General features: G+C 71.1%; 7 protein-coding genes. 5 read left to right on the forward strand and 2 right to left on the reverse strand.

What is annotated here, in order from left to right; translation table 11 throughout:
• Positions 1–3: 3 nt before the first annotated feature.
• Positions 4–870 carry an energy transducer TonB gene (locus tag ACFO3Q_RS05970; RefSeq protein ID WP_377003723.1) on the reverse strand — a complete coding sequence of 289 codons (867 nt, stop codon included), beginning with the start codon at positions 868–870 and terminating at the stop codon, positions 4–6.
• On the reverse strand, positions 867–1817 hold the full coding sequence (gene gshB, locus ACFO3Q_RS05975) for a glutathione synthase (protein WP_377003724.1): 951 nt from the start codon (positions 1815–1817) through the stop codon (positions 867–869). Before gshB ends, ACFO3Q_RS05970 begins: the two co-directional genes overlap by 4 nt.
• A gap of 190 nt (positions 1818–2007) precedes the next feature.
• Between gshB and ACFO3Q_RS05980 the strand changes: the two genes are divergently transcribed.
• The 5 genes from ACFO3Q_RS05980 to ACFO3Q_RS06000 all read left to right on the forward strand — a co-directional run.
• A complete protein-coding gene (locus tag ACFO3Q_RS05980; protein ID WP_377003725.1) occupies positions 2008–2421 on the forward strand; it encodes a response regulator in 414 nt (137 codons plus the stop codon).
• A 34-nt stretch (positions 2422–2455) separates the two neighbouring features.
• Positions 2456–2824 (forward strand): response regulator transcription factor, encoded by a 369-nt coding sequence (locus ACFO3Q_RS05985; protein ID WP_377003726.1) that lies wholly within the window; start codon positions 2456–2458, stop codon positions 2822–2824.
• Positions 2825–3358: a chemotaxis protein CheW gene (locus ACFO3Q_RS05990; RefSeq protein WP_377003727.1), complete on the forward strand. Its 534-nt coding sequence runs from the start codon at positions 2825–2827 to the stop codon at positions 3356–3358.
• A 102-nt stretch (positions 3359–3460) separates the two neighbouring features.
• Positions 3461–5476, forward strand: a complete 2016-nt coding sequence (locus tag ACFO3Q_RS05995) for a methyl-accepting chemotaxis protein (protein ID WP_377003728.1) — start codon at positions 3461–3463, stop codon at positions 5474–5476.
• A gap of 86 nt (positions 5477–5562) precedes the next feature.
• On the forward strand, positions 5563–7385 hold a 1823-nt coding region (locus tag ACFO3Q_RS06000; protein ID WP_377003729.1), incomplete at its 3' end, for an Hpt domain-containing protein.

Here is a 7385-nt window from a genome sequence, read left to right on the forward strand (position 1 = left end):
CCGCTACTGGTCGCGGAGGGTGCCGCCCGGCAGGAACTGCCAGGTGCGCGTGATGTGCAGGATGTCCACGTCCTCGTCCGCCGGCAGGCGCTCGAAGGGCTGCGACAGGCGCACGATGCGCTCCACCGATTCGTCCAGCAGGCGGATGCCGCTGGACTCGTTGATGACGATGTTCTCAACGCTGCCGTCGCGGCGGACGGCAACGGTCACCCGTACCTGCCCGCTCAGCCCCCGGCGGCGGGCCTCGTCCGGGTAGTTCAGATTGCCGACGCGCTCCACCCGCTGGACCCAGGCGCGGAGATAGGCGGCGTAGGCGTACTCGCGCGTGCTCGCGGAGACGAACTTGCGTCGCGGCTTGCGCGCGTAGAGCTCCTGCTCGCGCTCGATCTCCGCCGCCAGGCGCGCCATCTCCAGGTCCTCCTCGATGAGTTCCCGGCCGGTGGGCAGTGTCCGGCGGCTGCTGGCGAGGGCCTCCCGCGGGCGAGCGACGCGTTCCTCGGCGCGCGGTGCCGCCAGGACGCGGGCGACCGCGGCGGGCTCCGGCGGCGGGGCCTGGGCCTCGATGGGCTGCGGCGCGACGCCGGGATTCGGTCGCGGTACCGAGGAGGGCTGCGGCTCGCGCGGGCGGCGCGCCTCGTCCTGATCGCCGCCGCCCTGCTGGGCGGCCTGGGCCAGGAAGTCGGCCCGCTCGGGCGGCGTGTCGTCGCGGGTCTGGACCAGGATGACGTCCAGGGTCGGCACGATGGGCGCCGCGTCCTCCAGCGTGAAGCCGATGCCCAGCAGGATCACGCCGTGCGCGATCGCCGAGAAAGCCAGGGTCGCCGCCAGGCGGTCGCCGCTCCCGGCGCGGGGTGCCGCAGCGGCCGTCATGCGCCCAGGCGCGCCTCGATCACGTCGAACAACTGCGCCGAGATGTTCAGCCCGAACTGGGCATCGAGCTCGCGCACGCAGGTCGGGCTGGTGACGTTGACCTCGGTCAGGTAGTCGCCGATGACGTCGAGCCCGACGAACAGCATGCCGCGTCGCCGCAGTTCCGGCGCGACCTGGGCCGCGATCCAGCGGTCGCGCTCGGACAGCGGCTGCCCGACGCCGCGGCCGCCGACCGCGAGATTGCCGCGGAACTCGTCGCCCTGCGGGATGCGCGCCAGCGCGTAGTCCACCGGCACGCCGTCGACCAGGAGGATGCGCTTGTCGCCCGCGGCGATCTCCGGGATGTAGCGCTGCGCCATCGCCAGCCGGCGCCCGCCGTCGGCGAGGGTCTCGATGATGACGTTGAGGTTCGGGTCCCCGGGCGCGGTCTTGAAGATCGAGCGCCCGCCCATGCCGTCGAGCGGCTTCAGGATGCAGGCACCGTGCTCGGCCACGAAGGCCCGCAGCACCTGCGCGTCGCGCGAGACCACGGTCGGCGGACAGCACTGCGGGAAGAGCAGGGCGGCGAGCTTCTCGTTCAGGTCGCGCAGGCCCTGCGGGTCGTTGACCACCAGCACGCCCTCGTCCTGCGCCAGGCTCAGGACCTGGGTGTCGTAGACGAACTCGGCATCGACCGGCGGGTCCTTGCGCATCAGCACCGCGGCCATGTCGGCCAGCGGCCGCAGGCGCGCCGGGCCGAGCTCGAACCAGGCCGAGGCGTCGTCGGCGACCCGCAGCGGGGCGAGCGTCGCGTGCGCGCGCCCTCCGGAGACGCCCAGGCTGCCCGGGAGGACGTAGTGCAGCGCGTGCCCCCGGCGCTGGGCCTCCAGCAGCATGGCGAAGGTGGTGTCCTTGGCGATCCTGATCGACCCGATCGGGTCCATCACCACCGCGATGGCATGGGGCATAGAGGGCGTATCCGTGACGCGTTCCGCAGATATCGTAGCAGCGGCCCGGCGCGGCCCGCGTGGCGTGCATCACAGGGCGCAATCGCATCTACAGTTTCCGCAGCGGCTACGGTATAAAGGCCCTACGCGCGACCGGCGGCAGCCGTCCTGCAGGGGTACGTGGCAGCAGCATCCAGGGGATTGGAACTCGATGGACGACAGTAACCGCGCCGGCAGCCTCGCCGGGCTTCGGGTCATGGTGATCGACGACTCGAAGACCATCCGCCGGACAGCGGAGACGCTCCTCAAGAAGGAGGGGTGCGAAGTTGTCACCGCGACCGACGGCTTCGAGGCGCTCGCCAAGATCGCCGACCAGCAGCCGCAGATCATCTTCGTCGACATCATGATGCCCCGGCTGGACGGGTATCAGACCTGCGCGCTGATCAAGAACAACCAGATGTACCGGTCCACGCCGGTGATCATGCTGTCCTCGAAGGACGGCCTGTTCGACAAGGCGCGCGGCCGCATCGTGGGCTCCGAGCAGTACCTCACCAAGCCGTTCACGCGCGAGGAACTGCTCTCGGCCATCCGCACGCACGTCGCAGCCGCGCCAGACGCGGGCTGAGGCCGACACACACCGCCATCTGAAAGGGGATCAAATGGCACGGATTCTGCTCATCGAGGACTCGCCGACCGATACGGCGGTCTTCATCGGGATGCTGACCCGCAACGGCCACCAGGTCGAATCCGCCGGCTCGGCGGAGGACGGCATCGAGAAGGCGCGGGCGCTGCGCCCCGACCTCATCCTCATGGACGTGATCCTGCCGGGGATGAACGGCTTCCAGGCGACCCGCGCGCTCACGCGCGATCCGGACACCAAGCACATTCCGGTCGTCATCGTCAGCACCAAGGGCATGGAGACGGACAAGGTCTGGGGGCTCCGCCAGGGCGCGAAGGACTACCTAGTCAAGCCGCCGGAGGAACGCGACCTCATCGCGCGGATCCAGACGATCCTCGGGGCCGCCTGAGTGGGTGCCCGGCCGTCCCCGTTCGAGATCCTTGCGGCCTACGAGGCCCGCAGTCTCGTGCATGTGGCGGGCCTCCCGGAGGAAGCGGACGCGCCCGGGCACTGGCGCGGCGTGGGATTCCGCATCGGCGCGCGCCGGCTGGTGTCGGCCTTCGACGAGGTCATCGAGATCCTGCCCATGCCGCAGGTGACGCCGGTGCCGGGTGCCCAGCCGTGGATGCTGGGCGTGGCGAACCTGCGCGGTACGCTGTTGCCGGTGGTGGACCTCAAGTTGTTCCTCGAGGGCGAGCGGACGGTGCTGCACGAGGGCCAGCGCGTGCTGGTGATGCGCCAGCCGGGCGGGGACGTGGCGGTGCTGATCGACGAGCTCTACGGGCAGCGCGGCTTCCACGACGAGCACGCCGTGGCGCCGGAGGTCGAGGGCCGCTACCGCCATTTCGTGGAGCGCGCCTATCTGCTCGACGGGCAGGTCTGGAGCGTGTTCGACATGACGCGGCTGGCACGCACGCCGGAGTTCCGGCAGGCGGCGGCCTGAGCGGAGCGTGCCGTGCAGGGGGCGGTGCGAGCCGAAGGGTGCGCACCGGTGCGGGAATCTGATCCGTCAGCGGATCGTGGACTTTCATCCAGGGGTTGAATCATGAGCAGCGCAGCGGTGGGAACGGGCGGGCGGATCGGCGGCATCGGGGTGCCGATGTGGATCGGCCTGCTCGCCGTCTTCCTCATCCTCTTCGGCGTCAATACCGCCTACACCTTGTATCTCGGCGCGCGCGAGTCGGATGCGGCGGCGCGCGCGGCGGACATCCAGGTGCAGTCGCAGCAGCTGGCGAAGTTCGCGAAGGAGGCCGTCGACGGCAATCCCGACGCCTTCACCGAGTTCAACGCGACCTACACCGCCGTCAACGAGCACCTGCGCGCGCTCAACGCCGAGTACGAGAGCGCCGGCGGCGCGGTCGGCACGGCGCTCAGCAAGCTGATGGCGACCTGGGGGCCGATGTCGTCGCACTCCGAACGGATCATCGCCGGCCAGCAGCAGGTGCTCGCGCTCGCGGAGACCGCCAACGCCTTCACCGCCCGCGTGCCGCGCCTGCAGGCCGACCTCGACGAGGTCGTGCGCGCCATGGCGAGCGCCGGGTCGAGCTCGGACCAGGTGCTCATCGCCGCGCGCCAGCTCGTGCTGGTCGACCGCATGTCGCGCCGCGTCACCGAGATCCGCGCCGGCGGCGCCGGCGCGATCGTCGCCCGCGACGCGCTGCAGAACGACGCGGCCATGTTCGGCTCCGTGCTCAACGGGCTCCAGGCCGGCAACCCCGAGCTCAACTACGTGCGCCTGACCAGCGCCGCCGCACAGGCCGCGCTGGAGCCGGTGACCACGGCCTACACCGAGCTGCAGGCCGAGATCGCCAACGTGCTCGACGCCTCGGTCGAGCTCTACGAGGTGCAGCAGTCGGCGAACGCGATCTCCGAGGACTCCAACATCCTCCTGGTCGACGCGCGCGCGCTCTTCGACGCCATCGGCGCGCTGCCCTCCACCCGCGTGTTCCCGGGCAACTGGGTCGGCGGCATCTCCGGCGGCCTCGCCATCCTCTCGCTGATCGGCCTGCTGGTCGCGCTGTCCGGCGAGCAGCGCCGCCGCACCCGCGAGGCGGAGCTGCAGAACCAGCGCAACCAGAAGGCGATCCAGCAGCTCCTCGACGAAATCGTCCCGATCGCGGAAGGCGACCTGACCGTCAACGCGACCGTGTCGGAGGAGTACACCGGCGCCATCGCGGACTCGATCAACTTCACCGTCGACGAGCTGCGCCGACTGGTCGGCACCATCAACGAAACCTCCGTGCAGGTCTCGGCGGCGGCCCAGGAAACCCAGGCCACGGCGATGCACCTGGCCGAGGCGGCCGAGCACCAGGCGCAGCAGATCAGCTCGTCGTCCGCCAAGATCTCCGAGATCGCGCTGTCGATCGACGAGGTCTCGAAGAACTCGGCGGAGTCGGCCGACGTGGCGCAGCGCTCCGTGCAGATCGCCGCCAAGGGCGCCGACGTGGTGCGCCAGACGATCCAGGGCATGGACAACATCCGCGACCAGATCCAGGAGACCTCCAAGCGCATCAAGCGGCTGGGCGAGAGCTCGCAGGAGATCGGCTCGATCGTCGAACTCATCAACGACATCGCCGAGCAGACCAACATCCTCGCGCTCAACGCGGCGATCCAGGCGGCATCGGCCGGCGAGGCCGGTCGCGGCTTCGCGGTCGTGGCCGACGAAGTGCAGCGCCTCGCGGAACGCTCGTCGAGCGCGACCCGCCGCATCGAGACCCTGGTCCAGACGATTCAGTCCGACACCAACGAGGCGGTCAGCTCCATGGAGCAGACGACCTCCGAGGTGGTCGCCGGTGCGCGCCTGGCCGAGGACGCGGGCCTCGCGCTGGGCGAGATCGAGAAGGTGTCGACCGACCTGTCGGACCTCATCCAGAACATCTCGACGGCGGCGCGCCAGCAGTCGGCCGCGGCGACCAACATCACCGCGACCATGAACTCGATCCAGGAGATCACCTCGCAGACCTCGCAGGGCGCGAGCCAGACGGCCGAGTCGATCGGCAACCTGGCGCAGCTCGCCAACGACCTGCGTCGTTCTGTCGCGGACTTCAAGCTGCCGGGCTGAAGGCCCGCAGCGTTCGAGCATTGATCAGTCAGGCGTCGCGCGCGTACCGCGCGCGCTCGCCACGCCGGTAGGGACGGAACGCGCCGATGCGGCTCCAGGACAACATCGATTTCACCACGCTGGCCTGGGTCAAGCCCGAGCTCGACGAGACGCTCCGCCAGGCGCAGCGCGCCCTCGAGGAGTACGTCGAGGGCTTGGCGGAGGGCATTGCGGACCCCAGTCGCCTGCGGCTGGTCGCCGGGCACCTGCACCAGGTGCAGGGCACGCTGCGCATGGTCGAGCTCTACGGCGCGGCCATGGTCGCCGAGGAGATGGAGCAACTGGTGATCGCCCTCCAGGGCGAGTTCGCCGGTTCGCGCGATGCCGGCTACAGCGCGCTCATGCGCGGCATCATGCAGTTGCCGGACTATCTGGAGCGCCTGCAGAGCGGCCACCGGGACATCCCGATGGTGCTGCTGCCGCTGCTGAACGAACTGCGCGACGCGCGGGGCGTGCAGCGGCTCTCCGAAGCGGTGCTGTTCTCGCCCGACCTCAGCCGCCAGCTCCCGGAGACCGCCCGCGGTCCGGCCGCTCCGGTGCCGGACGCGCCGCTGCGGGTCCAGGTCGAGGCGCTGCGCGGCCGCTTCCAGGCCGCCCTGCTGCAGTGGCTGCGCGAGGACGCCAACCCGGGGAACATCGAGGCGCTGACCGAGGTCTGCGAGCGGCTGGTCCGCATCACCCAGTCCGAGGATGCGCGCCGCCTGTTCTGGGTGGCCGCGGGCACGCTCGAGGCGCTGCGCGCCGGGGCGTTCGAGGCCTCGCGGGCGCTCAAGCAGGCGCTCGGCCGCGTCGAGCGCGAGATCAAGCGCCTGGCCGAGGGCGGCGACGCCGCCTTCCGCAACGCCCCGCCGCTGGAACTCACCCGTCAGCTGCTGTACTTCGTGGCGCATGCGCCGACGCAGCACGTGCGCATCGACGAGATCCGCGACGTGTTCGGCCTCTCGCGCTATCTGCCCAGCGAGGCGGAGCTCGACCACGCCCGCGGCAGCCTGGCCGGGCACAATCGCGCGCTGCTGGACACCGTCTCCAGCGCGCTCAAGGACGACCTGCTCCGGGTCAAGGACGCGCTGGACCTGCACCTGCGCGCAGGCGACGTCGCCCCCGCCGAGCTCGAGCCCCAGCTCGAGGTGCTCGACCGCGTCGGCGACACCCTCGGCATGCTCGGCCTCGGCGTCCCGCGCCGCGTCGTGCAGGAACAGCGCCAGGCCATCGCCGACTTCATCGGCGGGACGCGCGAAGCGAACGAGGGCGCCCTGCTCGACGTCGCCGGCGCCCTGCTGTACGTCGAGGCGACGCTCGACGACCAGGTGGCGCGCCTCGGCGCCGCCGGCAACGAGGAAACCGCCTCGGGCGCCGAAGCGCGCCGGGTGCTGGAGTCGCTGATCAAGGAGGCGATCGCCAACTTCGCGAACGCCCGCCAGTGCTTCGTCGCCTTCGTCGAGACCAACTGGGACCACGAGCAGCTCCAGGACGTGCCCCGCCTGGTCGACGAGGTCGTCGGTGCGCTGCGGATCGCCGAGATCGAAGCCGCGCCGGACTACCTGGTGGCGATCCGCCGGTTCACCGAGACCGAACTGCTGCAGCGGCGCCGGGTGCCGAACGGGCGCCAGATGGACACCCTGGCGGATGCGCTCGCCGCCCTGGAGTACTTCCTCGAGGCGTTGCGCGACCAGCGCCCCGGCCGCGACCGCATCCTCGACGTGGCGCGCTACAGCCTCGAAGTGCTCGGCTACTGGCCGCTGCCTGCGCACGGCCTGCCGGCGACGCCGGCGCCCACGCCGGACGTGCCTGCCGCCGCGCCGGCGGCGGCTGCACCGCAGCCGCCCCAGGGCGATGCCGGCGCCCCGGCGCCGCCGCTGGCGCCTGACGA

The sequence above is a fragment of the Coralloluteibacterium thermophilum genome, assembly GCF_042654365.1.
GTDB classification, from domain to species: domain Bacteria; phylum Pseudomonadota; class Gammaproteobacteria; order Xanthomonadales; family Xanthomonadaceae; genus Coralloluteibacterium; species Coralloluteibacterium thermophilum.